The sequence below is a fragment of the Gordonia alkanivorans genome, assembly GCF_004011905.1.
In the GTDB taxonomy this organism is placed as follows: domain Bacteria; phylum Actinomycetota; class Actinomycetes; order Mycobacteriales; family Mycobacteriaceae; genus Gordonia; species Gordonia alkanivorans.
This window is the reverse complement of the sequence record NZ_CP027114.1, coordinates 3,316,482-3,340,264: the sequence shown is the minus strand read 5'-3', so window position 1 is coordinate 3,340,264 and position 23,783 is coordinate 3,316,482. Positions and strand designations below refer to the sequence as shown.

Below are 23,783 nucleotides of genomic sequence, written 5' to 3'. Positions count from 1 at the left end.
CGGAGACGGTACCCCGATCGGACGCCCGGAGACCGGCACGGCACGTCCGGCAGCCGCCACCGGCAACACGGGTCGTCGGCGGTGGCGAGCCACCGGGAGGAATGCGCGTAGAATGTTCCTGTTGACGACTCAGTTGGCTGCGTTCGATGGTGAACGCCGCGTGAACACAGCTGATAGATCCGGCAAACTGAGAATCTGACGAAGCTTTGAGAGGAACCCTTCATGGCAGATCGAGTACTTCGGGGTAGCCGCCTCGGCGCGGTGAGCTACGAGACCGATCGCGACCACGACCTCGCGCCACGTCGCATCGTCCAGTACCGCACCGACAACGGTGAGATCTTCGACGTGCCTTTCGCCGACGACGCCGAGGTGCCGTCGAAGTGGCCGTGCAAGAACGGTATGGAAGGCACGATCCTCGAGGGCGCAGAGCCCGAGGAGAAGAAGACGAAGCCGCCGCGCACCCACTGGGACATGCTGCTCGAGCGTCGCAGCGAGGAAGAGCTCGAGGTGCTTCTCAACGAGCGCCTCGACCTCCTGAAACAACGTCGCAAGGGCATCTCGCACTGAGCCCGACCGCTTGACATACAGACCGGCCCGGCAGGAACACCTGCCGGGCCGGTCTGTATGTGTATGCCGAGCTAGGAGTTCTTGACGAGGCCCAGGCGCTCGAGGCGGCTCTGGATGCCCCAGCGCGCGACCATCGTGAAGGCCTCCGACATGACGCCACCACTCATCTTGGACACGCCCAGCTCACGTTCGGTGAACGTGATCGGCACCTCGCGGACATCGAACCCGGCCCGCACGGTCCGCCAGGCCAGGTCGATCTGGAAGCAGTAACCGGCCGACTCGACCGTGTCGAGCTGGATCTTCTCCAGCACGCTGCGCCGGTAGGCGCGGAAGCCGGCGGTGATGTCGTGCACCTTGGCGCCGAGAGCGACGCGGGCGTAGGTGTTGGCGCCGCGCGAGAGGAACTCACGGTGCTTGGGCCAGTTCACCAGCTTGCCGCCGGGAACGTACCGGGATCCGATCACGAGGTCGGCGCCGTCGTTGATGGCGTCGAACAGGCGGTGCAGCTGTTCGGGGGCGTGACTGCCGTCGGCGTCCATCTCGACGATGACCGGGTAGTCGCGGCTCAGGCCCCACGCGAAACCGGCAAGGTAGGCCTTGCCGAGGCCGTCCTTCTCCTCGCGGTGCAGCACGTGGATGCGACCCGACTCCTCGCCCTTCTCGGCGTGTGCCTCGGCGTCCTGGCGGGCCAGCTTCTCGGCGACCTCGCCGGTGCCGTCCGGACTGGAGTCGTCGACCACCAGCAGGTGCACGCCGGGCAGGGCGGCCTGGAGGCGTTCGACGATCACCGGCAGGTTGTCGCGCTCGTTGAACGTCGGCACGACGACCAGTGCGCCCGCTCCGTCGGCGCCGACCACCGGCTGCGGCGCGTCGCCTGACTGCCGCTGTCCTGCCGAGGCGTCAATCCCCGATGCCATCGAGCTCCTTAAATGTCACCGGACGCCCGTGCGGCGTCCCTGCGTGGCTTGAGTGTGAACCTAGTACGCGAGGCCAGCGCAAACAAAAGACCACCCACCGCCACGACGATCGCGAGGGCCTCGGGCCACATCCCGAGGCGGGTCGCGAGGGTCGTTCCGTTGTGCAGCGGGAGGGTGCTGGTCAGTACGTCCGAGGAGAAGACGCCGGATTGTTCGGTGATCGAGCCGTCGGCGTCGATGATCGCGCTCACACCGCTGGTCGCGGCGACGACCACGGCACGTCCGTGTTCGACGGCGCGCACCTGCGACATCGCCAGCTGCTGGTATGTCATCTCGGTGCGGCCGAAGGTCGCGTTGTTGGTGGGGACGAAGAGCATCTGCGCCCCGTCGCGGATCGACTGGCGCGCCGCACGGTCGAAGGCGACCTCCCAGCAGGTCGCGACACCCACCGTGACCTCACCCGAGCGGCCGGGCACGTCCACGACGGTGGGACCGGTGCCCGGCTTGAAGTTGCCGGCCATGTCCGCATACGACGAGAAGAGACGGAAGAACGGGCGCCAGGGCAGGTATTCGCCGAACGGCTGCACGATGTGTTTGTCGTAGCGGTCGACCGGTCCCTTCGCGCCGTCCCAGACGAGCACCGAGTTCGTGGGGCGGCCGTCGGAGTTGCGGATCAGGGTGCCGACGAGGATCGGGGCGCCGACCGCCTCGGAGGCGGCGGTGATCTCCGCGGCGGCGTCGGCGTTGTCCAGCGGCGAGATGTCCGAGGCGTTCTCCGGCCACAGCACGAAATCGGGCGGGGCGGCGAGGCCGGCATCGATCGCCTGGGCGTAGCCGATGGTGGTGCGCACATGGTTGTCGAGCACGGCACGACGCTGTGCGTTGAAGTCCAGGCCGAGTCGGGGCACGTTGCCCTGGACCGCCCCGATGTGCACCGACTCCGACGAGATGGTGCGGTCGATGGTGGCCGGTGTGAGGGCGATCGCCGCCACAGGCGCGAGCAGCGCGATGGCGACGGCGAGGGTCGCGACCCGCACGAAACCCGAGGGCTGGTCACCGGTGAGCGCCGCCGCCGATCGGGCGGATCGGCGATAGGCGGAGACCAGGATGACCAGCATCCAGGCGACCGACGCGCCGAACAGCGCCACGCCGGCGGACAGCCCGGGGGCGCCCAGCACGGAGGCCAGTGGTAGCAGTGGGCCGTCGACTTGACTGAAAGCGGCTCTCCCCCACGGGAACCCGCCGAACGGGAACGCCGATCGCAGGGCTTCGACGAGCACCCAGGAGACCATGAACCAGACCGGCGGGACCGGGAGTCGCATGGTCAGGGTGGCGATCGCGCCGAACAGGGCGAGGTACCCGGACAGCAGCACCGACAATGCGAGCCACGGCAGCGGCCCGACGTAGACGCCGATCCACGGCAGCAGCGGGATGAAGAAGGCGAGCCCGAAGACGAAGCCGACCCATGCACCCGTGCGCACCCGCGGGCGCCGCACGTACAGGGCGGAGAACAGCACGCCGAGCCCGAAGACCGCGAGGAACCACCAGTTGCGGGGCGGGAAGGCCGCCCACATCGCCAGACCGGCGACGATCGCGGCCAGGGTGCGGAGACTCCAGTCCCAGGTCAGGGTGAAGCGACGCGAACGCGCCTCGGTCTCCTCGGCGGACGTCATCGTGTCGGTGGCGTTCACCCGACGGCCCGGTCGTACAGGACCTGTCCGCGGTGGACGGTCCGGACGCACCGCGGCAGTTCGGCTCCCGGGGAGACGTCCGGCAGGGCGGGCACACGGGAACGCGGGTCGGTGGACCAGCGCTGCACCTTCTCGTGGGAGCCGGCGACGACGAGGTCGTCGACCTCCCAGACGGCGTAGCTCGCTGGCGCGCCGGGTGTCAGGGTGCCGGTGAGACCGTCGTTGATGCCGCCGGCGCGCCAGCCGCCGCGGGTTGCCGCTGCGAAGGCGCCGCGTGCGGAGATCGCGTTGGTCGGCTGATGATGGTGCACGGCGGCCCGGATCGTCGACCAGGGATCGATCGGCGTGACCGGAGCGTCAGACGAGAACGAGAGTGCCACACCGGTTTTCGCGAGCATCGCGAAGTCGTTGAGCGTTGCGGCGCGGGCCTTGCCGAGTCGGGCGTCGTAGAGGTCGCCTTCGCCGCCCCATTCGGCGTCGAAGTGCGGTTGCATGCTGGCGATGACGCCGCAGCGCGCCAGGACCTCCGCGTCGCGGGCGGTGACCATCTCGGCGTGCTCGAGCCGGTGGGCGCAGCGGGCGATCGCCGGGGTGCCCAGCTCGTCGGCGAGTTCGGTGAGCGCGGCGACGACGGCACCGGTGGCGGCATCACCGATGACGTGGAAACCGGACTGGATACCGGCCAGTGTGCAGCCGCGGAGATGATCGCGGATCGTCTCCATGTCGAGGTAGCTGATGCCGCGGGTGTCCGGGGCGTCGGTGTACGGCTCGTTGAGCCACGCGGTGTGCGACCCGATCGCGCCGTCGATGAAGAGGTCGCCGCCGAGGGCGTGGGCGCGGGTGATGGTCATCAGCTCGGCCGCGTGGTCGGCGTCGGTGACGGTCTGTCCCCAGTAGCGGCGGATCTCGACGGGGTGGTCGAGGTCGGCGATGGCCAGGAAGTCGTCCATACCGCTGATGTCGGGGCCGCCGTTCTCGTGGACGGCGACGACACCGTGCGCGGCGGCCACGTCGAGCGCACGACGCTGCGCCCGTTCACGATGTGCGGCGGTGACGAGGAGGCGGGCCGCACCGCGGACGAGATGATGCGCCTCGGCGACAAGCGGCTCCTCCGGGTGGTAGCCGACGGCGCCCGCGAGTTCCGGGACGAGACGACGGAGTGCCGTCGAGGCGACCGCGGAGTGTTCGTCGACGCGGGCCAGGTACACCGGGCGGCCACCGACCACGGCGTCGAGTTCGCTGGTCGTCGGGAACCGGCCGTCCTCGGGTTCGGGGCCCTCCCAGGTCGAGTCGTCCCAGCCGAGACCCCAGAGCAGGTCGCCCTCGTCGTGGCCGGCGGCGGCGTCGTCGGCCACCGCCTTCCCGACGAGACGCAGGCAGTGCGTCCGGCTCGTCGCCTCGTTGAGGGTGAGACCGTCGAGCGAGAGACCGGTCGACGTGAGGTGCACGTGCGAGTCGACGAAACCCGGGCTGACGAAGAGCCCGTTCAGGTCGACGATCTCCGCATCCGGGTGGAGAGCCCGGCCGATGTCATCGGTACCGACCCACACCACCACCCCATCGGTGATGGCCATCGCGGTCGCGTCGGGGGCGGCCGCCGAGTACACGGCACCGCCGAGAAGCAGTTGGGTTGCCACGATCGTTCAGTCTGCCTTGCCGTGAGTGAATGTGGCCGGGAGGGGTCGGGCGGGGCGTGCCCAGGTCAGCGCGTGGGCGGCAGCTGCGGGGTGGTCATCGGTGTGGTTCCTGGGCCGAAGCCGGTTCCGGGGGTGTCGGACTCCACAACCACGCCGTCGACGACGGTCCCACCACCGGGGACGCCGCCAGCGCGGATTCGGCTGCCGTAGACGCCGGTTGCGTACAGGCCCGCGCGGTCCATCGCGGTCGCCATCCGCTTCGCGCCCACGGCCACCACGACCGGGCGCAACACCTTGCGGGTCGGCGGGAACAGCAGCAGGATGCCGGCGAGAGTCGAGACGACACCCGGGATGACCAGCAGGATCGTCGAGGCGGCGACCAGCGCGGTGTCGGCCAGCGGCGCCCGTGCGTCGACCTCGTTGTTGGCGGCGCGGCGCAACTCGCCGAACACCTTGCGGCCCTGCCAGCGCAGCGTCAGGAACCCCAGGACGCCGGCCGCGATGCTGATCAGCACGGCCCAGCCGAACCCGAGCCATACCGCCATCGCCACGAAGGCGGCGATCTCCAGCAGCGCGTACACGGCGAAGTAGCGGAGTGCCATGGTCGTCTCACCTGTCTTTCGGTGCCTTGTGGGCACCCTCGACGTCAGGGTCTGGCAGGTTAACGAACGACGGGGCGATTTTTCTCCCGGGGTTCAGTCTTCGCCGCGGGCCTCGATGTCGCCCTCGGTCTGCAGGTAGACGTTGCGCAGCTGATCGAGGAGGTCGGCGGGCGGTTCGTGCCACATGTCACGTTCGACGGCTTCCAACAGTCGTTCGGCGATGCCGTGCAGTGCCCACGGGTTGGACTGCTGCATGAACTCCTGGTTGGTCTCGTCGAGGACGTAGGACTCGGTGAGCTTCTCGTACATCCAGTCGGCGACGACGTCGGTGGTGGCGTCGTAACCGAAGAGGTAGTCGACGGTCGCGGCCATCTCGAAGGCGCCCTTGTAGCCGTGGCGCTGCATCGCCGAGATCCAGCGCGGGTTGACGACTCTTGCGCGGAACACGCGGGCGGTCTCCTCCGAGAGCGTCCGGGTGCGAACGGAGTCGGGCCGGGTGCTGTCACCGATGTACGCCTCGGGTGCCGTTCCGGTGAGCGCGCGGACGGTCGCGACCATGCCGCCGTGGTACTGGAAGTAGTCGTCGGAGTCGGCGATGTCGTGTTCGCGGGTGTCGGTGTTCTTCGCGGCCACCGCGATCCGCTTGTAGGCCGCGCGCATGTCGTCGACCGCGGGCACGCCGTCGAGTCCGCGCCCGTAGGCATAGCCGCCCCACTCGGTGTAGACCCGCGCCAGGTCCTCGTCGCTGCGCCAGTCGCGGGAGTCGATGAGCTGCAGGATCCCTGCGCCGTAGGTTCCGGGCTTGGAACCGAAGACCCGGGTGACGGCGCGGCGACGGTCGCCGTGATCGGCCATCGAGGCGCGGACGTGGGCGGCGACGAAGTTCTGGTCGTCGGGCTCGTCGGCTGAGGCGGCGAGGGCGACCGCGTCGTCGAGCATCGCCACCACGTGGGGGAAGGCGTCGCGGAAGAACCCGGAGATCCGGACCGTGACGTCGATACGCGGACGGCCCAGTTCGGCGAGGTCGATGAGTTCGAGATCGACGACGCGGCGTGACATCTCGTCCCACACCGGCATGACGCCGAGCAGTGCGAGGACCTCGGCGACGTCGTCACCGGACGTGCGCATCGCGCTGGTCCCCCACACCGACAGGCCGACCGACGCCGGGTGGTGGCCGTGGTCGGCGACATAGCGTTCCAGCAGTGAGTCGGCCATCGCGCGTCCGGTCTCCCACGCCAGCCGCGAAGGCACGGCCTTCGGGTCGACGGAGTAGAAGTTGCGGCCGGTCGGCAGCACGTTGATCAGTCCGCGCAGCGGAGAGCCACTGGGGCCGGCGGGGATGAAGCCGCCGTCGAGGGCGTGCAGCACGCGAGGCACCTCCCCCGTGGTCTGCCGCAGACGCGGGACGACTTCGCCGGCGGCGAAACGCAGGACGTCGGCGACCGCGTCGGGCAATCCGGCGGTGGCCTCGGCGACGGCAGCCTCCGACCAGTCGTCCTTGGCACATGCGGCGACGAGTTCACGGGCCTGCGCCTCGACGGTGTCGACGGTCCCGCGTTCGGCGGTGCCGTCCTCGACAAGGCCCAGTGCCTCACGGAGTCCGGGCAACGCCGACGTTCCGCCCCACAGCTGACGGGCGCGCAGCATCGCGAGGACGAGGTCGACCTCGGCGTCGTCGCGGGGGGCCTCGCCGAGGACGTGGAGGCCGTCGCGGATCTGGACGTCCTTGATCTCGCACAGCCAGCCGTCGACGTGCAGGAGCATGTCGTCGAAGACCTCTTCGTCCGGGCGTTCGGCCAGTCCGAGGTCGTGGTCCATCTTCGCCGCGGTGAGCAGCGTCCAGATCTGCTGGCGGATCGCCGGAAGCTTCGCCGGGTCGAGGGCGGAGATGTTCGCGTGTTCGTCGAGCAGCTGCTCGAGGCGGGCGATGTCGCCGTAGGACTCGGCGCGCGCCATCGGCGGGATCAGGTGATCGACGAGCACCGCGTGGGCCCGGCGCTTGGCCTGGGTCCCCTCCCCCGGGTCGTTGACGAGGAACGGGTAGATGAGCGGGAGATCGCCCAGGGCGGCGTCGGTTCCGCAGTTGGCGGACATGCCGAGGTTCTTGCCCGGCAGCCATTCGAGGTTGCCGTGCTTTCCGACGTGCACGATCGCGTCCGCACCGAAACCGGCCTGCCCCGTTGCGTGTCGGGCGGCGATCCACCGGTACGACGCCAGATAGTGATGCGACGGCGGCAGGTCGGGGTCGTGGTAGATCGCCACCGGGTTCTCGCCGAACCCGCGCGGCGGCTGCACCATGATCGCGATGTTGCCGAAAGTCAGTGCAGCGATGACGATGTCGCCGTCGGGATTGTTCGACCGGTCGACGAACAGCTCGCCGGGTGCCTCGCCCCAGTGTTCGACGACGCCGTTGCGCAGTTCTTCCGGCAGCGTCTCGAACCAGTCGCGGTACTCCGCGGCGGGCAGGCGGATCGGGTTGGCGGCGAGGGTTTCCTCGGTCAGCCAATCCGGGTCCTGACCGCCCGTCGCGATGATCTCGTGGATCAGCGCATCCGAATCGTCTTCTGCCAAACCGGGTATCGCACCGGGACCGGATTCCGGTCCGATGTCGTAACCGGCCGCGCGCAGGGCCGAGAGCAGACGCAGCAGACTCCGAGGGGTGTCGAGGCCGACGGCGTTGCCGATGCGGGCGTGCTTCGTGGGATACGCCGACAGCATGACGGCGATGCGCTTGTCGGCGGCCGGAATTCGGCGCAGCTGTGCATGCGACACCGCGATGCCCGCCACGCGGGCGCAGCGCTCGGGATCCGGCCGATACCAGGGAAGGCCGTCGTCGTCGAATTCCTTGAAGGAGAACGGGACGGTGATGATCCGGCCGTCGAACTCCGGCACCGCCACCTGCGTTGCGACATCGAGCGGTGAGAGACCGTCGTCGCTCGCCTCCCAGTCCGCCCGGGAACCCGTGAGGCACAGGCCCTGCAGGATCGGGATGTCGAGTGCGGCAAGCCGTTCGATGTTCCACGCCTCGTCGTCGCCGCCGGCCGATGCGGTCGCCGGGGTCGCGCCGCCGGCCGCCAGGACCGTGACCACGAGAGCGTCGACCGTGCCGAGCAGCTCGATCAGGTCGTCGGGAGCGGTACGCAGGGACGCACAGAAGATCGGCAGCGCCCGGGCGCCTCGCTCCTCGATGGCGCTGCAGAGCGCGTCGATGTAGCGGGTGTTCCCGGCGAGGTGCTGGGCGCGGTAATAGAGCACCGCGATGGTTGGTGCATCGGAATTCTCCCGCTGCGCGCGCTCCAGGATTCCCCACGCCGGGGTCTGCTGCGGCGGCTCGAAGCCGTATCCGGTGAACAGCACGGTGTCGGAGAGGAAATGATGCAGGTTGACGATGTTCGCGACGCCGCCGGCGGCGAGGTAGTCGTGGGCCTGGGCGGCCACACCGGCCGGCACCGTCGAATGGGCCATCAGGTCCGGGTCCGGTTGCTGCTCGCCGGAACACACCACCAGCGGTTTGCCGGTCGCCTCGACCGCGGCGAGTCCCTCTTCCCAGGCACGCGTTCCACCGAGGATGCGGACGACGATCAGGTCGGCGTCGGCGGCCAGTGCCGGGATCTCGTCGATGAGCAGTCGTGCGGGATTCGCGCCGCGGAACCCCACTTCCGGGTTCGCCTCGCCGGCGGCCGCCGCGGTCAGCAGATCGGTGTCCGAGGTCGAGAACAGCAGGATCATCGTGTCTCCTCGCCGGGTTGTCGCGCCCGGAGTGTCGGGTGTGTGCGAGGGACTGGTCTGGCTGGGGCACCGGCGTCTACCGGGACCCTTCACAGTGGCGCGACCGCGCCGGAATCTCACCGGCTTCAGCCCGCTCGCGGTTGGGTCTCAGCCTACGGCGACCGGTCGGCGGAGTCGTCACCTGGTCCGGTCGTAGGCTGGTGGGATGACTGAAGCGGCTGAACCCGCTCCCGGCACGGCGATCCGGGAATCCGCGGATCGTTGCCCCGGCGTGTTCAGCACGCACGAGGCGCAGGACGGCGCACTGGCCCGGATCCGGCTTCCCGGAGGCCGGATCCGCGCTGATCAGCTCACCACCCTCGCCCAGGCTGCGGCTGCTCACGCCGACGGCTTCCTCGAACTCACCGCGCGCGGGAACCTGCAGCTGCGCGGGATCGCCGACGTCGAGGCCGTGGCCGACGCCGTGGTGAGCGCCGGCCTCGCGCCCAGCTCGTCGCACGACAAGGTCCGGAACATCGAGGTCAGCCCGCTGACCGGCCGCATCGGCGGTGTCATCGACGCAGGTCCGCTGACAGCGGCACTCGACGACGCGCTGCGCGCCGATCCCGCGGCCACCTCGATCTCGGGACGCTTCCTGTTCGGGGTCGACGACGGTCGCGGCGACATCCGGCGCCGAGGCGCCGACGCGTGTGCCGTGGCGCGCTCGGCCGAACCTGTGGTCGCCGACATCCTGGTCGGCGGCGTCGCGGTCGGATCGGTCGGAGGTGTGCCCGGGATCGTCGAGGCACTCATCTCGGTGGCCGCCGGTCTGAACGCGGTGGCGCCCGGCGCCTGGCGCGTCCGCGATCTCGGCGCCGAGGACCGCCACCGCCTGGAGCGGCTCGTCGCCGAGAACCTGGCCCCCACCGTCGAATCCGACGAAGACGACGTAGCGGCCCCGGTGGAGCCGATCGTGGGCTGGTTCGACCAGGACGACGGATCGGTACTGCTCGGCTCGGTCGTCGAACTCGGCCGCCTGCCCGCGCGCCTCGCCGAGTTCATCGGCGCGGTGGAGTCGCCGGTGGTCTTCACCCCGGACCGGGAGATCCTGATCTGTGACCTCGGTGAAGGCGTTGCCGAGACCGTGGTGCGGGTGCTCGCACCGATGGGCCTGATCTTCGACGCGAACTCGCCGTGGGCACGGCTCAGCTGTTGTGTGGGCGCCCCGGGCTGCGGATCGGCCAACGCCCCGGTGCGCGAGGACCTGCTCGCCCATGTCGAGGCCGGCCTCCCGGTAGGCGATCGCGAACACTGGGTGGGGTGCGAGCGTCGCTGCGGCTCCCCCGCCGGTACACACCTGTCGGTGCAGGCCACGCCCGACGGCGGGTACGACCGGCGTCGCCGCTAGGCTCGTGCGCATCATGACCGAGTACCTGCGCGACGGCGCCGCGATCTACCGCCAGTCCTTTGCGACGATTCGGGCCGAGTCGGACTTGTCCGCCTTCGGCTCCGACGTGTCGACCGTGGTCGTCCGGATGATCCACGCCTGCGGACAGACCGATCTCACACGCGACGTCATCGCGACACCCGGCGTCGTACGCGCGGCCCGCGGGGCACTCGAGGCCGGAGCACCGATCCTCTGCGACGCGTCGATGGTGGCGTCCGGCATCACCCGCAAGCGTCTGCCCGCCGACAACGAGGTGCTGTGCCATCTCTCCGAACCGGGTCTCCCCGCTCTGGCCGAGGAGATGGGCACCACGAGAACCGCTGCTGCCCTGCAGTTCTGGTTGCCACGCCTCGAGGGCGCGGTCGTCGCGATCGGCAATGCCCCGACCGCGTTGTTCGCCCTGCTCGACATGATCGACGAGGGCGCACCCCGCCCGGCCGCGATCGTCGGCGCGCCCGTCGGTTTCGTCGGCGCCGCGGAGTCGTGCGAGGCCCTCGCTGCCCGCACCGATCTCGAGTTCATCACCGTCACCGGTCGTCGTGGTGGGTCGGCGATCACCGCCGCCGCCGTCAACGCGCTCGCCACCCCTCAGGAGTGAATGTGCCTGCAGTCAACGATGATCAGCGGCCCGGCAAGCTCTGGGGAATCGGCCTCGGGCCCGGCGACAGCGAACTGATGACGGTCAAGGCCGCGCGGGTGATCAGCACCGCCGACGTGGTCGCGTATCACTGTGCGCGCCACGGCAACAGCATCGCGCGGTCGGTCGCCGAACCCTATCTGCGCGAAGACCAGACCGAAGAGCGTCTCATGTACCCGGTCACCACCGAGACCACCGACCATCCCGGCGGGTATCAGGGTGCACTCGACGACTTCTACGCCGAGAGCGCGGAACGGCTCGCCGTCCACCTGCGCGCGGGCCGGGACGTCGTCCTTCTCGCCGAGGGGGATCCGCTCTTCTACAGCTCCTACATGCACATGCACAAGCGGCTGTCCCCGCACTTCGATGCGGAGATCGTGCCGGGTGTGACGTCGGTGAGCGCGGCGTCGGCGGCCACCGGTGTTCCGCTGGTGGAGGGCGACGAGACCTTGACGGTCGTCCCGGGTACGGCATCGACGGAAGAGCTGCTGTTCCGTTTCCGTTCGGCCGACGCCGTCGTGGTGATGAAGCTGGGCCGCACCTTCGAACGGGTGCGGGAAGCATTGCGGGAGGCCGGCCGCCTCGATGAGGCCTTTTATGTCGAACGTGCCTCGACCACCGTCGAACGAGTGCTTCCGGCCTCGGACGTGAATCCCGCCGAGGTGCCGTACTTCTCGATTCTCGTGGTGCCGGGGCGACGCAACAACCCGCGTTTCGAGCCGGAGCCGGTACCCGGCGAGCTCGTAGTCGTCGGCCTCGGCCCGGGACACGACAGCTGGACGACGCCCGAGGTGCGCACCGAACTCGCCACGGCCACCGACCTGGTCGGGTACACAACCTACCTCAAGCGGGTGACCCCGAGACCGGGCCAGCGCGTCCATGCGAGCGACAACCGGGTCGAGTCCGAGCGTGCCGAGTTCGCTCTCGATCTCGCCCGACGCGGTGCTCGCGTGGCGGTCGTGTCATCGGGCGATCCGGGCGTATTCGCGATGGCGGCCGCGGTGACCGAGGTGGCCGCCGAACCGCAGTGGCATGACGTTCGGGTGCGCGTGGTTCCGGGGATCACGGCGGCGACCGCCGTCGCGGCGGCCGTCGGTGCGCCGCTCGGTCACGACTTCGCGGTGATCTCGCTGTCCGACCGGCTCAAGCCGTGGTCGGTGATCGAGCGCCGCATCCGTGCCGCCTTGGCCGCCGACCTGGTCATCGCGATCTACAACCCGGGTTCGGCCAGCCGGTCGTGGCAGGTCGGGGCCCTCAAACACACACTGCTGCAGACGGTTTCATCCGACCGGGTCGTCGTCCTCGGTCGCGATGTGGGCGGTCCGGAGCAGTCACTGACCACGACGACCGTGGCCGGCCTCGACCCCGAAGTGGTCGACATGCGCACGTTGCTCATCATCGGTTCGTCGGCGACCCGAGCGGTGTCCCGCGCCGGGGGCCCGCTGGTGTTCACCCCGCGCCGGCACACTCCCACCGAGGAACCGGAACAGCTCTCAGCCGAGCAGCCGCTCGAGCCAAGCCTGGGCGGCAGCGACCTCTGACACCGCCGGGACGTCGGGCTCGATCGGACGGTCGACGACGATCACGTCGATCCCCATCGTCGCGGCGGCGTCGAGTTTCGCCTTCGTCAGCGATCCCCCGCTGTTCTTGGTGACCAGCAGGTCGATCCGGTGGTCACGCAGCAGGGCGAGCTCCGAGTCGTAGTCGTACGGTCCGCGGGACCGCAGGATCTCGTGGTGCGCAGGGAGTTCCGCGGTCGGCGGATCGACGACCCGGATCAGGAACCAGACGTCGTCGATGCCGGCGAACTCGCCGACGTCCTGGCGACCCGTGGTCAGCAACACCCGGTTGCCGCGGTGCCGTACCTCGTCGGCAGCGGTGGCGAGATCCGGTACGCGGATCCAGCGGTCGGCGTCGGACGGGACCCAGAATTCACGACGCAGCCGGAGCAGCGGCACCCCCGCTTCCGACGCGGCCTGCGCCGCGTTCCGGGTGATGGTCGCCGCAAACGGATGCGTGGCGTCGATGACGGCCTGAATCCGGTTGCTGAGCAGCCACTCCCGCAGGCCGTCGACTCCTCCGAAGCCGCCGATGCGGACCGGGCCCACCGGGAGGCGCGGATTGTCCACGCGGCCCGCGAGTGAACTGATGACCGACCTCCCGGTCTCGGTCAGGGACGCCGCCAGTGCTCGTGCCTCCCCGGTGCCGCCGAGGATGAGGATCTGTTCATCGGTCATGGGTGCGGTGTCTCGCGGAGTTTCGTCATTCGCGCGTGGGAGTACAGGTAACTGTCGGTGACCTCGGGATGCGTCATGGCGTCGAGCACGCGACCGACGAAGATGATCGCGGTCTTGCGGATGTCGGCGGCGTCCAGGGTCTCCGGTAGACGGCTCAGTGCACAGCGCACCACCTGCTGGTTCGGTCGGCTCGCGAAAGCGACGGTCGCCGTGGGACATTCCGATCCGTAGTGCGGTGCGAGCGCCTCGACGATCTGTCCGGCACGGTGTGCGGCGAGATGGAGGGCGAGTGTCACACCGGTTGCGGCGAGGTTCGCCAGGTCCTCGCCGTGGGGCATGTCGGTCGACAGCGTCGACACCCGGGTGATGAGCAGGCTCTGCCCCACTCCGGGGACGGTGAGTTCGGTGTCGAGAGCAGCGGCCGCGGCGGCGAACGCGGGTACCCCGGGCACGATCTCGTACGGAATGCCCCGTGCACGCAGTTCGCGTTGCTGCTCTGCCAATGCCGAGTAGATCGAGAGGTCACCGGAGTGGAGACGGGCGACGTCGTGTCCGCGTTCGTGGGCGGCGACGATGTGATCGACGATGTCGGGCAACGGCATTCGCGCCGTGTCGACGAGGACGGCGTCGTCGGGGCACAACTCGAGCATGTCGCCGGGTACCAGTGACCCGGCATACAGGCAGGTGCGGCACTCCCCCAGCAGCCGAGCGCCACGCAGCGTGATCAGGTCGGGAGCGCCGGGCCCGGCGCCGATGAAATAGACGGTCATGTCGTCGATCCCGCCTTGTCTGCTGTGTCGTCTCTGGTTGCGGCCCACTGGACGATCGGCAGCGCGGGCCGCCAGGTGCTCATCGTCCCCAGGGGTGCGACTGTTTCCACGGACAGGCGCCGAAGGGTGCCGCCGCGTTCCGCATGCCAGCGGACCAGGATCTCCTGGTTCTCCACGGTGACGGCGTTGACGACGATCCGTCCGGACGGTCGCAGTGCGTTCCACGCGGAGGTGAGGACCTTCTCGTCGAGGCCGCCGCCGATGAACACCGCGTCGGGAGGCGGTGCGTCGGAAAGGGCTTCGGGTGCGGCGCCGCGCAGCGTCAGGCGATGACCGACGCCGTGCCGGCGAGCGTTGGCGGTGAGCCGCTCCGCCCGGTCCGCGTTCTGCTCGAAGGCGACCGCCCGTCCCCGGTCGTCGGCGCGCAACCATTCGATGGCCACACTTCCGGATCCTGAGCCGATGTCCCAGAGGAGCTGCGCCCCGGCCGGTTCGAGAGCGGCGACAGTGATCGCGCGGATCGTGGACTTGGTGATCTGGCCGTCGTGGTCGTAGGTGTCGTCGTCGCGGCCGGGCATCCGGCTGCGACGTGGTCCGACGCAGTCGACGGCCACGATGTTGAGCGGGTCCACGGGTGAAGGTGCCCAGGATTCCGCGGTCGAGGAACGGATGCGCTCGTCCGGTCCACCGAGCTGTTCGAGGACAGTCATCGACGAATCGCCGAATCCGTTCTGCGAGAGCAGTCCTGCCACGGAAGCGGGTGTCATCTCGTTCCGACTGAGAACGAGGAGACGTCCGCCGCCGGTGACCTCGGTGAGGACCACCTCGGGGTCGGCGGTGACGGCACTGACGATCCTGGTCGTCGCAAGGTCCCAGCCGAGACGCGCGCACGCCAGACTCGCGCTGGACACCGTGGGGACGACCCGCACTTGATCGGGCCCGACCCGCGCGACGATGCTGGCGCCGACGCCGTGGAACATCGGATCGCCGCTGGCGAGGATGTGTACACGGCCGGTGGCGTTCTCGAGGACTTCGGCGAGATGCGACGACATCGGCGAGCGCCACACCTCACGCGTGCCGGTGAGCTCGTGCCCGGCGTCGTCGAGGAGTGCGAGTTGCCTTCTCGCCCCGTAGATCACGTGGGCACCACGCAGTTCGTCGCGTGCGGCGTCGCCGAGACCGCGCCAACCATCGGCGCCGATGCCGACGACCACGAAGCGCGGCGGAACACCCGAATTCGACGGTGTGGAACTCATCGGGGCAGTCTCCGCCACACCGCGCGAGGGAGCAGACGCATGCCGAAGAACATCGGGCGCAACACCGACGGGATCCAAACCTCACCATGCCCCTTGCGATACGCGCGGGCGACGGCATCGGCGACCTGGTCCGGAGTCTTCGAGAACGGTGCGGGTTTCACCCCGGACTCCATCAGTTCCTTGGTCATCGCGCCGATCACGAAACCGGGTCGGGCGAGGAGCAGCCGGACGCCGGTGCCGTGCAGCGAATCCGCCATACCGCTGGCGAAGCCGTCGAGCCCGGCCTTGGTGGAGCCGTAGACGAAGTTGGCCCGGCGCACGCGGATCCCTGCGACCGAGGAGAAGACGATCATCGTGCCGGACCCCTGTGCGCGCAGGGCGGCGGCAAGCGGTATCAGCACACTGACCTGGGCGTAGTAGTCCGTGTGCGCGATCTGCAGGGCATGCGCGACATCGGCTTCCGCGCGCGTCTGGTCACCGAGGATCCCGAACGCGACGATCGCGATACCGATCGGGCCGAAGTCGTCGAGCAGGGACGCGATCAGCCCGGGGTGGGTGTCGGTGTCGTCGGCATCGAAGCCGACGGTGTGTACGGCGGTCGCGCCCGCCTCGAGAAGCAGTGCGGTCTGATCGGCGAGATCGTCGGGCCGACGGGCCGCGAGGACCACCGTCCGCCCGTCGGCCAAACGCTGAGCGGTGGCCACACCGATCTCACTGCGGCCGCCGAACAGGACCAGCGAACCCGCAGATGTCTCAGACGCCATGCACAGCAGTATCGCACCAGCCCCGACACGTCGAAGTCACCCCACCGGCGCTAGCGTGGCAGACATGTCACGTACCGCTGCCGACATCGGCCCCGCCGCACTCGAGTTCCTGACCGAACGCCATCTCGGCACCCTCACGACGCTGCGGGCCGATGGGACACCGCATTCGGTGGCCGTGGGCTTCACCTGGGACCCCGAAGCCGGGCTGGCGCGGGTGATCACCTTCGACGGCAGCCAGAAGGTGCGCAACGTCGAGCGCGGCGGCTACGCGGCGGTGACGAACGTCGACGGTCCCCGCTGGCTCACCCTCGAGGGTCCGGCGCGGGTCAGCCGCGAACCGGAACGCGTGCACGAGGCGGAGCAGCGCTACGCACAGCGGTACCGGCAGCCGAAGCCCAACCCTCGACGTGTGGTCATCGAGATCAGCGTGTCCCGGGTGCTCGGGTCGGCGTCGTTGCTGGGGTAGCTACAGCTGCACCAGCTGGTGCGGGCGGTTGTTGAAGGACTCGCAGCCGTCCTCGGTGACCACGACGATGTCCTCGATGCGGGCACCCCAGCGGCCGGAGAAGTACACCCCGGGCTCCACGCTGAAGGCCATGCCGGGGCGCAGGGTGATGTCGTTGCCGTTCACGATGTAGGGCTCCTCGTGGACCGAGAGGCCGATGCCGTGTCCGGTGCGGTGGATGAACGCCTCGGCGAGGCCGCGTTCGCGGAGCAGGTCGCGGGCGGCTGCGTCGATGGAGGCGGCGGTGACTCCGGGACGTACGGCGGCGATTGCAGTCCGCTGCGCCTCGTGCAGGGCGGCGTACGCGTCGGCGACGTCGGCGGCGGGCGGTTCGAAACAGTAGGTGCGGGTCGAGTCGGAGTTGTAACCGGGTTCGACCGGTCCGCCGATGTCGATGACGACGATGTCGGACCGTTCGATGACCCGGTCGGAGAACTCGTGATGCGGGTCGGCGCCGTTGGGTCCGGAACCGACGATGATGAACGCGGCCTCGGTGTGGCCCTCCTCGAGGATCGCCGCCGCGATGTCGTCGGAGACCTCCCGCTCGGTGCGTCCGGGCTTGAGCCATTCACCCATCCGGGCATGGACGCGGTCGATGGCCGCGCCGGCACGACGCAGGGCCTCGATCTCCGCGTCGTCCTTGAGCATTCGGAGTTCACGCAGCACGGCGGTGGCGAGTTGCGGGGTGGCGCCGGTGTGCCGGGCCAGCGGGATCACGTGCAGGGCGGGCATCGAATCCGACACCGCGATGGTCGGATTCGACGGCAGACCGGAGAGGGCGAGACCGTGCGCGTCGTCGCCGTCGACCCAGTCGGCCACCTCGATGCCGAGGTCGCCGACCGCCGAGGCGGACAACGACGGCACCTCGAGGCGCGCGATGACGAGTTTCGGGTCCCCCGCTGCGGGGATGACGAGTGCGGTGAGGCGTTCGAAGGTGTCGGCGCGCGAGCCCACGAGATATCGCAGGTCGGGACCGGGCGCCACCACCAGCGCGTCGAGGCCGGCGTCGCGGGTGAGTTCCGCGGCGCGTCGCATGCGTTCGCGGTACACCTCGGGATCGAACAGCGGTGCCGCCGGGCCGGCGGTGGTCGATGTGGCAGCCATGGTCGAAGACTACCGCCGGGTGTGCGGGTCGTGGTGACGCGGCGACACCGTCAATGCGAGAGTGTGGAGGTGACGGATTCGTTGATGCTGCTCGACGGTGCGAGCCTGTGGTTCCGGTCGTTCTACGCCCTGCCCGAGAAGATGACCAGCCCCGACGGGCGACCGGTCAACGCGGTCCGGGGATTCATCGACACGATCGCGAATCTCGTGACACGCGAACACCCGACGCGGCTCGTCGTGTGCCTCGACCTCGACTGGCGTCCCGAGTTCCGTACCGCCCTCATCCCGACCTACAAGGCGCACCGCGTCGCGGTCGAGGACGGTGCGACCGACGCCACGGGCACGGAGACCATCGACGTCGAAGAAGTGCCCGACGCACTGACGCCGCAGGTCGACATGATCATGAATGTCCTTGCCGCTGCGGGGATCGCGACCTCGGGGGCGATCGGCTGCGAGGCCGACGATGTCATCGGAACACTCGCCTGGGAGGAGGCGGAGCATCCGGTGATCGTCGTCAGCGGTGACCGCGACCTGCTGCAGGTGGTCTCCGATGATCCGGTCCCGGTGCGGGTGCTCTACGTCGGGCGCGGACTGGCGAAGGCGGAGATGATGGGGCCGGTCGAGGTCGGCGAGAAGTACGGCGTACCCGCCGATCGCGCCGGGATCGGCTACGCGGAGATGTCGATGCTGCGCGGCGACCCGTCGGACGGCCTCCCCGGTGTACCGGGCATCGGCGAGAAGACCGCGGCGAAACTGATCAGCGAGTACGGCAGCCTGGACGCGCTCGAAGCGGCCGCCCGGGACTCGTCGTCGAAGGTCCCGACGCGGGCACGCAAGGCGCTGCTCGCCGCCGAGGACTACCTGGAGGCGGCCCGCACCGTCGTCTCGGTGCGCACCGACGCGGAGACCATCGACAGCGGCCCGGATCTGCTGCCGTCGGAACCGGCCGACCCCGAGGCCCTGGCCGCGCTCGTCGAGGAGCTGGGCATAGGGGCGTCGGTGGGCCGGTTGTCGAAGGCGCTGGGCTGGCCCAAGGCCTGATCAGCGCGGTCTCGTGTCAGCTGGGACGCGAGACCTCGTAGCGACCCTCGTCGTCGATGAAGGTGACGGTGACCTGCTGGTCCTGTCCGCCGACGGTCACCGAGCAGGTGAACGACGACCCCTCCTTGACGCGCTGGCCGGACGGGCACTTCACATTGCTGACATCGCTGGCCTGATAGTCCTCGGTGAGGATCTGCTGCACGCCGTCCTGGGCTGCCTGCTGGTCGAGGTTCTTCGGGGCCCAGCCGGGGGCGACGAAGGCGGTGATGAGGATGATCGCGGCGATCACGATCAGCGCACCGCCACCGGCGAACAGCAGCGTCCGAAGCGTCTTGTTCGACTTGGGCGTCGCCATGCCGCTGAACTGGTCGGGTCCGCCGAACTGGTTCTGGCCGTAGGCGCCCGGGGTCTGCTGCGGCTGACCGTAGGGCTGCTGACCGTACTGGCCGGGCGCACCGTACTGACCGGCACCGTACTGTCCGGCACCGTACTGTCCGGCACCGTACTGTGCGGGGTCGGGCTGCTGACCGTAGGGCTGCGCGGGTCCGCCGTAGTTGGGCGCACCCTGGTTCGGGGCACCGTAGGCGGGCTGACCACCGGGTTGCCCGTACTGGCCGGGCTGCGCCCCGGGGTACCCGACCTGTGTCGGCTGGTTCTGGGCCGGCTGGCCCGGTGCCTGCGCTCCGGGCGCGTATCCGGGAGCCTGCTGGTAGGGGTTCTGCTGGTAGGGATTCGCCTGGTACGGATCCTGCTGGGGCTGTCCGTAACCGGGGTTGGGCGCCATCGTCGTGGGGTCGGCCTGCGAGCCGCCCTCCTGGGAACCGCCCGTGTTCACGATCTCGGTCTTGTCGCCGGAGCCGGGCTGGCCCTGCTGGGGCTGGGACGGATTCGGGTTGTTCGGGTCGGTCATGAGTCCCCTCCCACTCGGCTCCCACCTCGACGAGGTGTCGGCGAACTGTGACGTCACGCGACAGTGCCGGGACATCCCTCCCTGACACCGAATGCGGGATGAACGTTACCTCAGGCACACACGACAATCAGGCAACCGCGAGCAGGGTGGCCCGCAGCGTCGTCTGGTGAACCGACGGGCTCAACCGAGTTCGGCGGCCACCACTCCCCGGCGGATCGCCTTGACCGCGGATCGTGCGGTGCCGCCCAGGCGGGTGTCGGTGCCGACGCAGAGCCGGATCTGTTCCAGGAGGTCGATGACCTGACGATTCCACCGGACGAAGTCGCCAGGTGAGAGCAGCTGACCGCGTTCGCCCGCGAGGAGCAGTGCCTCGCTGAGCGATCGGCCCGACGCCCAGGTCGCCACCGCGAGCGAGAAACCGGTGTCCGGCTCCCGGGTGGGACTGACCCGGTGGCGCGACTCGACCGCCGTCACCTTCGACCAGATGTCCACGGTCGCGGCCATCGCAGTACGCAGCGAGGTGCTGCCGGGCAGCGCATCGACCCCGCCGTAGCTGTCGCGACGGCTCTCGTAGACGAGTGCGGCGACGACGGCGGCCAGGTCGGCCGGCGAGAGGTCGTCCCACACGCCCGCGCGAATGCACTCGGTCACCACGAGATCGCTCTCGCTGTAGATGCGGGCCAGCAGCTTGCCCGACTCGGTCACCCGCATGTTGTGGCCGGTCGATTCGGAGGCCTCGCGGACGCGTTCGACGTACCCGAGCTCGCTGAGGACACCGACGATGTGGTCGAAGGTGACACCGAGCGTCGAGGTTCGCTCACCGATGCTGCGTTCGGCGGTGACGATGTCGCGCAGCAGACGGTTGCGCTTCTCGGCGAGACGGAACAGCTCGTCGCCGTTCGGGATCTGATGCGCGGGATGGGCACGCAGCGTGCGACGCATCTGGGCCAGCTCTGGGTCATCGGCGGCGTCGGCGCGCTTCTTGGAGCGCCCCCGGGGCATCTCTATCCCGGTCGACCGCAGTGCAGACGCGAGGTCGCGGCGGCCGCGTCCGGTCCGGCGGTCGGCGTTCTTCGGCAACCGCATGTTGCCGAGGACCTCGGGCGGATTGACGAAGTCACGCAGCCCGATACGTCCGCACCAGGCGTCCTCGGTGACCACCAGCGGCTTGGGATCTGCTGCCTGGGTGGCCGGTTCGACGATCACCGCGAGACCCCGGTGGCGTCCGACGGGCACCCCGATGACGTGACCCCGTTTGAGCGCGGCCAGGTCGGCGACGATTGCATCCTCGGTGTTGATCCGCTTGCGGTACTTCAGGTCTCGTTCTCGACGGCGGATCTCCTCGCGGAGCGTGACGTAGCCGAGGAACCCGGCGTACGCCTCGGTCTCGCCCGCTGCCGGTGCCCCGGTGGCGTCGACTCCCCCGGGTTCCAGACCCCGGGCCTCGGCGGCGCGGGCCAGCTCGCCGTCGAGCTTGCGCAGCGCCCGCTGCGATTCGTGGAGCTTGCGGGCCAGCCCGACCACCGAGCGGTCGGCCTGGAACTGGGCGAACGATCGGTGCAGGAGTTCACGGGCCCCGTCGAGACCGAGCCGGCCGAGCAGGTTGACCGCCATGTTGTATTCCGGCGAGAAGGAGCTGCGAAGCGGGAAGGTGCGGGCACCCGCGAGTCCGGCGACCTCCTCGGGGACGACCTCGGGTGTCCACACCACGACGGCATGGCCCTCGACGTCGATCCCGCGGCGTCCGGCGCGGCCGGTCAGCTGGGTGAACTCGCCGGGGGTGAGGTCGACGTGCGACTCGCCGTTGTACTTCACCAGACGTTCGAGGACCACCGACCGGGCCGGCATGTTGATCCCGAGAGCCAGTGTCTCCGTGGCGAACACCATGCGGACGAGCCCACGGACGAAAAGCTCCTCGACGGCGTGGCGGAAGGTCGGGAGCATCCCGGCGTGATGCGACGCCAGGCCTCGGCGGAGACCTTCGCGCCACTCCTGCACGCCCAGCACGTCGGCGTCGCTGGGCGAGAGTTCGGTGAGGCGCCGGTCGACGACGGCGTCGACCTCGGCGGCCTCCTCGGGTGTCAGCAGCGCGATACCCGACCGCAGACACTGAGCCAGGGCGGCGTCGCAACCGGCACGGGAGAAGATGAACCCGATCGCGGGCAACAGACCCTCACGGTCGAGGCGACCGACGAGATTCGGGCGCGAGAGCAGTGGACCGCGGCCGTCGCGTCGGCGCGGCTGTCCCCCGCCACCTCCCCGGCCTCGGCCCCGGGACGAATCACGCTCGTCCTCGGCGAGCAGGATGCGGTGACGGATGTGCCGCTTGAGTTCGGGATTGACCCGCGGACGCGACCCCTTCCGGTCCGCGGGATCGCGATCGGCCGGGCCGAAGAGGTCGAACATCCGTTGGCCGACCAGCATGTGCTGAGACAGCGGGACCGGCCGGTGCTCGTCGACGATGACGGAGGTGTCGCCACGGACGGTCTGGATCCAGTCGCCGAACTCCTCGGCGTTGCTGACGGTCGCGGACAGGCTCACCACACGCACGGACGGCTCGAGGTGCAGGATCACCTCTTCCCAGACCGCTCCGCGGAAGCGATCGGCGAGGAAGTGCACCTCGTCCATCACCACATGCGACAGCCCGTCGAGCGCGCGGGATTCGGCGTAGATCATGTTGCGCACGACCTCGGTCGTCATCACGACGATCGGCGCATCCGGGTTGATGGAGCTGTCGCCGGTGAGCAGTCCGACCGACTCATGGCCGTGAACGGCGGCGAGGTCGGCATATTTCTGGTTGCTCAGCGCCTTGATCGGGGTCGTGTAGAAGCACTTGGTCCCGCCGGCGAGAGCGAGGTGGACCGCGAATTCGCCGACGATGGTCTTGCCCGCGCCGGTCGGTGCGCAGACCAGCACGCCGTGACCGGCTTCGAGGGCCTCGCAGGCACGGCGCTGGAACGGATCGAGTCCGAAGTCCAGCCGCGACGTGAACGCGTCGAGTTGACTCACAGGACGTCGTCGAATGTCTCGTGTGCCCGTGTCGAGGTCCGGGTGGCGTTCGAGGTGCCCGCGGCCGAGGTCGCGACCGGCGACGGCGACGAGACCGGGCGGGTCGGAGGCAGCGGGCTGGCCTCGTCATCGGAGAGTCCGGCCCAGCTCGGTGCCCGCCTGCCGCGTCGTTTGTCGGCGATGCGCGCGAACTGGATGGAGAACTCCAGCAGCACGGTCAGCGCGCAGGCCAGGGCCAGCATGGTGAACGGGTCCTGGCCCGGGGTGACGATGGCGGCGAACACGAAGACCGCGAAGATCAGGCCGCGGCGCCACTTCTTGAGCCGGTCGTAGGTCAGGACACCGACGAGATTGAGCGCGATGATCAGCAGGGGCAATTCGAAGCTGACACCGAAGATGACCAGGACGTTGATCATGAACCCGAAGTACTGGTCACCGGCGAGGGCGGTGACCTGGACCTCATTGCCGACGGTCAACAGGAAGTCGAAGGCCTTCGCCACCACCAGATAGGCCAGAACCGCGCCGGCGACGAAGAGCGTGGTCGCGACGGTGACGAAGGCGATGCCGTAGCGGCGTTCGTTCTGATGCAGGCCGGGGGTGATGAACTGCCAGGTCTGATAGATCCACACCGGGCATGCCAGGACCACACCGGCGGTGAGCGCGACCTTGAGTCGCAGCATGAACTGGTCGAACGGGCCGGTCGCGAGGAGACGGCAGGAATCGTCGGCGGTCAGCGTCGCACGGGCGGAGGGCGGCAGGTCGCAGTACGGTCCGCGCAGCATGTCGCCGAGCGACGGGATGCCCAGGAAGCCGTGGCTGTACCAGATGAACCCGAGAATCGTGGTGGCCACGATCGCCAACAGCGAGATGACCATGCGTGTGCGCAACTCATAGAGATGCTCGACCAACGACATCGTGCCGTCGGGATTGAGTTTGCGCTTGCGGTGTCGGGGGTCGAAGGGGATGCGCACTCGGATTCTC

Annotated in this window: 19 protein-coding genes; 6 read left to right on the top strand and 13 right to left on the bottom strand. The window is 69.4% G+C overall.

Going from position 1 to position 23,783, the window contains the following annotated elements; all coding sequences use genetic code 11:
- Window positions 1-222: 222 nt before the first annotated feature.
- On the top strand, window positions 223-567 hold the full coding sequence (locus tag C5O27_RS15170) for an RNA polymerase-binding protein RbpA (RefSeq protein ID WP_006360373.1): 345 nt from the start codon (window positions 223-225) through the stop codon (window positions 565-567).
- 71 nt (window positions 568-638) lie between these two features.
- Here the strand turns inward: C5O27_RS15170 and C5O27_RS15165 are convergent, their stop codons facing one another.
- The 5 genes from C5O27_RS15165 to cobN form a co-directional block, all read right to left on the bottom strand.
- Window positions 639-1,484, bottom strand: a complete 846-nt coding sequence (locus tag C5O27_RS15165; RefSeq protein ID WP_035751607.1) for a polyprenol monophosphomannose synthase — start codon at window positions 1,482-1,484, stop codon at window positions 639-641.
- Between the two features lie 8 nt (window positions 1,485-1,492).
- Window positions 1,493-3,175, bottom strand: a complete 1,683-nt coding sequence (gene lnt, locus C5O27_RS15160; protein WP_127963046.1) for an apolipoprotein N-acyltransferase — start codon at window positions 3,173-3,175, stop codon at window positions 1,493-1,495.
- Window positions 3,172-4,812: an amidohydrolase gene (locus C5O27_RS15155; protein ID WP_035751605.1), complete on the bottom strand. Its 1,641-nt coding sequence runs from the start codon at window positions 4,810-4,812 to the stop codon at window positions 3,172-3,174. The genes lnt and C5O27_RS15155 overlap by 4 nt, the downstream gene beginning before the upstream one ends.
- A gap of 65 nt (window positions 4,813-4,877) precedes the next feature.
- Window positions 4,878-5,414, bottom strand: coding sequence for an FxsA family protein (locus C5O27_RS15150; RefSeq protein WP_127963045.1), 537 nt, complete (start codon window positions 5,412-5,414; stop codon window positions 4,878-4,880).
- A gap of 93 nt (window positions 5,415-5,507) precedes the next feature.
- The gene (gene cobN / locus C5O27_RS15145; protein ID WP_279636545.1) at window positions 5,508-9,236 is read right to left on the bottom strand and encodes a cobaltochelatase subunit CobN; all 3,729 of its coding nucleotides are present in this window, start codon (window positions 9,234-9,236) and stop codon (window positions 5,508-5,510) included.
- A 112-nt stretch (window positions 9,237-9,348) separates the two neighbouring features.
- On the opposite strand from cobN, the gene C5O27_RS15140 reads away from it, so the two are divergent.
- Genes C5O27_RS15140 through C5O27_RS15130 form a run of 3 tightly spaced genes read left to right on the top strand, consistent with a single transcriptional unit; the run spans window position 9,349 to window position 12,747 of the window.
- Window positions 9,349-10,530, top strand: a complete 1,182-nt coding sequence (locus C5O27_RS15140) for a precorrin-3B synthase (RefSeq protein ID WP_006360379.1) — start codon at window positions 9,349-9,351, stop codon at window positions 10,528-10,530.
- 13 nt (window positions 10,531-10,543) lie between these two features.
- The gene (locus C5O27_RS15135; RefSeq protein WP_035751714.1) at window positions 10,544-11,167 is read left to right on the top strand and encodes a precorrin-8X methylmutase; all 624 of its coding nucleotides are present in this window, start codon (window positions 10,544-10,546) and stop codon (window positions 11,165-11,167) included.
- A gap of 2 nt (window positions 11,168-11,169) precedes the next feature.
- The gene (locus C5O27_RS15130) at window positions 11,170-12,747 is read left to right on the top strand and encodes a precorrin-2 C(20)-methyltransferase (protein ID WP_127963043.1); all 1,578 of its coding nucleotides are present in this window, start codon (window positions 11,170-11,172) and stop codon (window positions 12,745-12,747) included.
- Here the strand turns inward: C5O27_RS15130 and C5O27_RS15125 are convergent.
- The 4 genes from C5O27_RS15125 to dprE2 are packed head-to-tail and all read right to left on the bottom strand — an operon-like array spanning window position 12,700 to window position 16,233.
- Window positions 12,700-13,443, bottom strand: a complete 744-nt coding sequence (locus tag C5O27_RS15125; RefSeq protein WP_127963042.1) for a cobalt-precorrin-6A reductase — start codon at window positions 13,441-13,443, stop codon at window positions 12,700-12,702. The two genes, C5O27_RS15130 and C5O27_RS15125, sit on opposite strands and share 48 nt — an antisense overlap.
- Window positions 13,440-14,213 (bottom strand): precorrin-4 C(11)-methyltransferase, encoded by a 774-nt coding sequence (gene cobM, locus C5O27_RS15120; protein WP_075863257.1) that lies wholly within the window; start codon window positions 14,211-14,213, stop codon window positions 13,440-13,442. The genes C5O27_RS15125 and cobM overlap by 4 nt, the downstream gene beginning before the upstream one ends.
- Window positions 14,210-15,469, bottom strand: coding sequence for a precorrin-6y C5,15-methyltransferase (decarboxylating) subunit CbiE (cbiE, locus tag C5O27_RS15115; protein WP_127963041.1), 1,260 nt, complete (start codon window positions 15,467-15,469; stop codon window positions 14,210-14,212). Before cbiE ends, cobM begins: the two co-directional genes overlap by 4 nt.
- Window positions 15,466-16,233 (bottom strand): decaprenylphospho-beta-D-erythro-pentofuranosid-2-ulose 2-reductase, encoded by a 768-nt coding sequence (gene dprE2 / locus C5O27_RS15110; RefSeq protein WP_127963040.1) that lies wholly within the window; start codon window positions 16,231-16,233, stop codon window positions 15,466-15,468. Before dprE2 ends, cbiE begins: the two co-directional genes overlap by 4 nt.
- Window positions 16,234-16,297: 64 nt before the next feature.
- Here dprE2 and C5O27_RS15105 point away from each other — a divergent pair, with 64 nt between their 5' ends.
- Window positions 16,298-16,699 (top strand): PPOX class F420-dependent oxidoreductase, encoded by a 402-nt coding sequence (locus C5O27_RS15105; protein ID WP_035751598.1) that lies wholly within the window; start codon window positions 16,298-16,300, stop codon window positions 16,697-16,699.
- Here C5O27_RS15105 and C5O27_RS15100 read toward each other — a convergent pair whose 3' ends face one another.
- On the bottom strand, window positions 16,700-17,842 hold the full coding sequence (locus C5O27_RS15100) for a M24 family metallopeptidase (RefSeq protein WP_127963039.1): 1,143 nt from the start codon (window positions 17,840-17,842) through the stop codon (window positions 16,700-16,702).
- 84 nt (window positions 17,843-17,926) lie between these two features.
- On the opposite strand from C5O27_RS15100, the gene C5O27_RS15095 reads away from it, so the two are divergent.
- A complete protein-coding gene (locus C5O27_RS15095) occupies window positions 17,927-18,883 on the top strand; it encodes a 5'-3' exonuclease (RefSeq protein WP_075863332.1) in 957 nt (318 codons plus the stop codon).
- Window positions 18,884-18,899: 16 nt separating this feature from the next.
- On the opposite strand, the gene C5O27_RS15090 is transcribed toward C5O27_RS15095, so the two are convergent.
- From C5O27_RS15090 to tatC, 3 genes are all read right to left on the bottom strand, one after another.
- Window positions 18,900-19,793 (bottom strand): DUF4333 domain-containing protein, encoded by an 894-nt coding sequence (locus C5O27_RS15090; RefSeq protein WP_075863259.1) that lies wholly within the window; start codon window positions 19,791-19,793, stop codon window positions 18,900-18,902.
- A gap of 180 nt (window positions 19,794-19,973) precedes the next feature.
- Complete coding sequence (locus C5O27_RS15085) at window positions 19,974-22,802, bottom strand: DEAD/DEAH box helicase (protein ID WP_075863260.1); 2,829 nt, start codon at window positions 22,800-22,802, stop codon at window positions 19,974-19,976.
- Complete coding sequence (gene tatC, locus C5O27_RS15080) at window positions 22,799-23,773, bottom strand: twin-arginine translocase subunit TatC (RefSeq protein WP_006360391.1); 975 nt, start codon at window positions 23,771-23,773, stop codon at window positions 22,799-22,801. The genes C5O27_RS15085 and tatC overlap by 4 nt, the downstream gene beginning before the upstream one ends.
- Window positions 23,774-23,783: the final 10 nt, after the last annotated feature.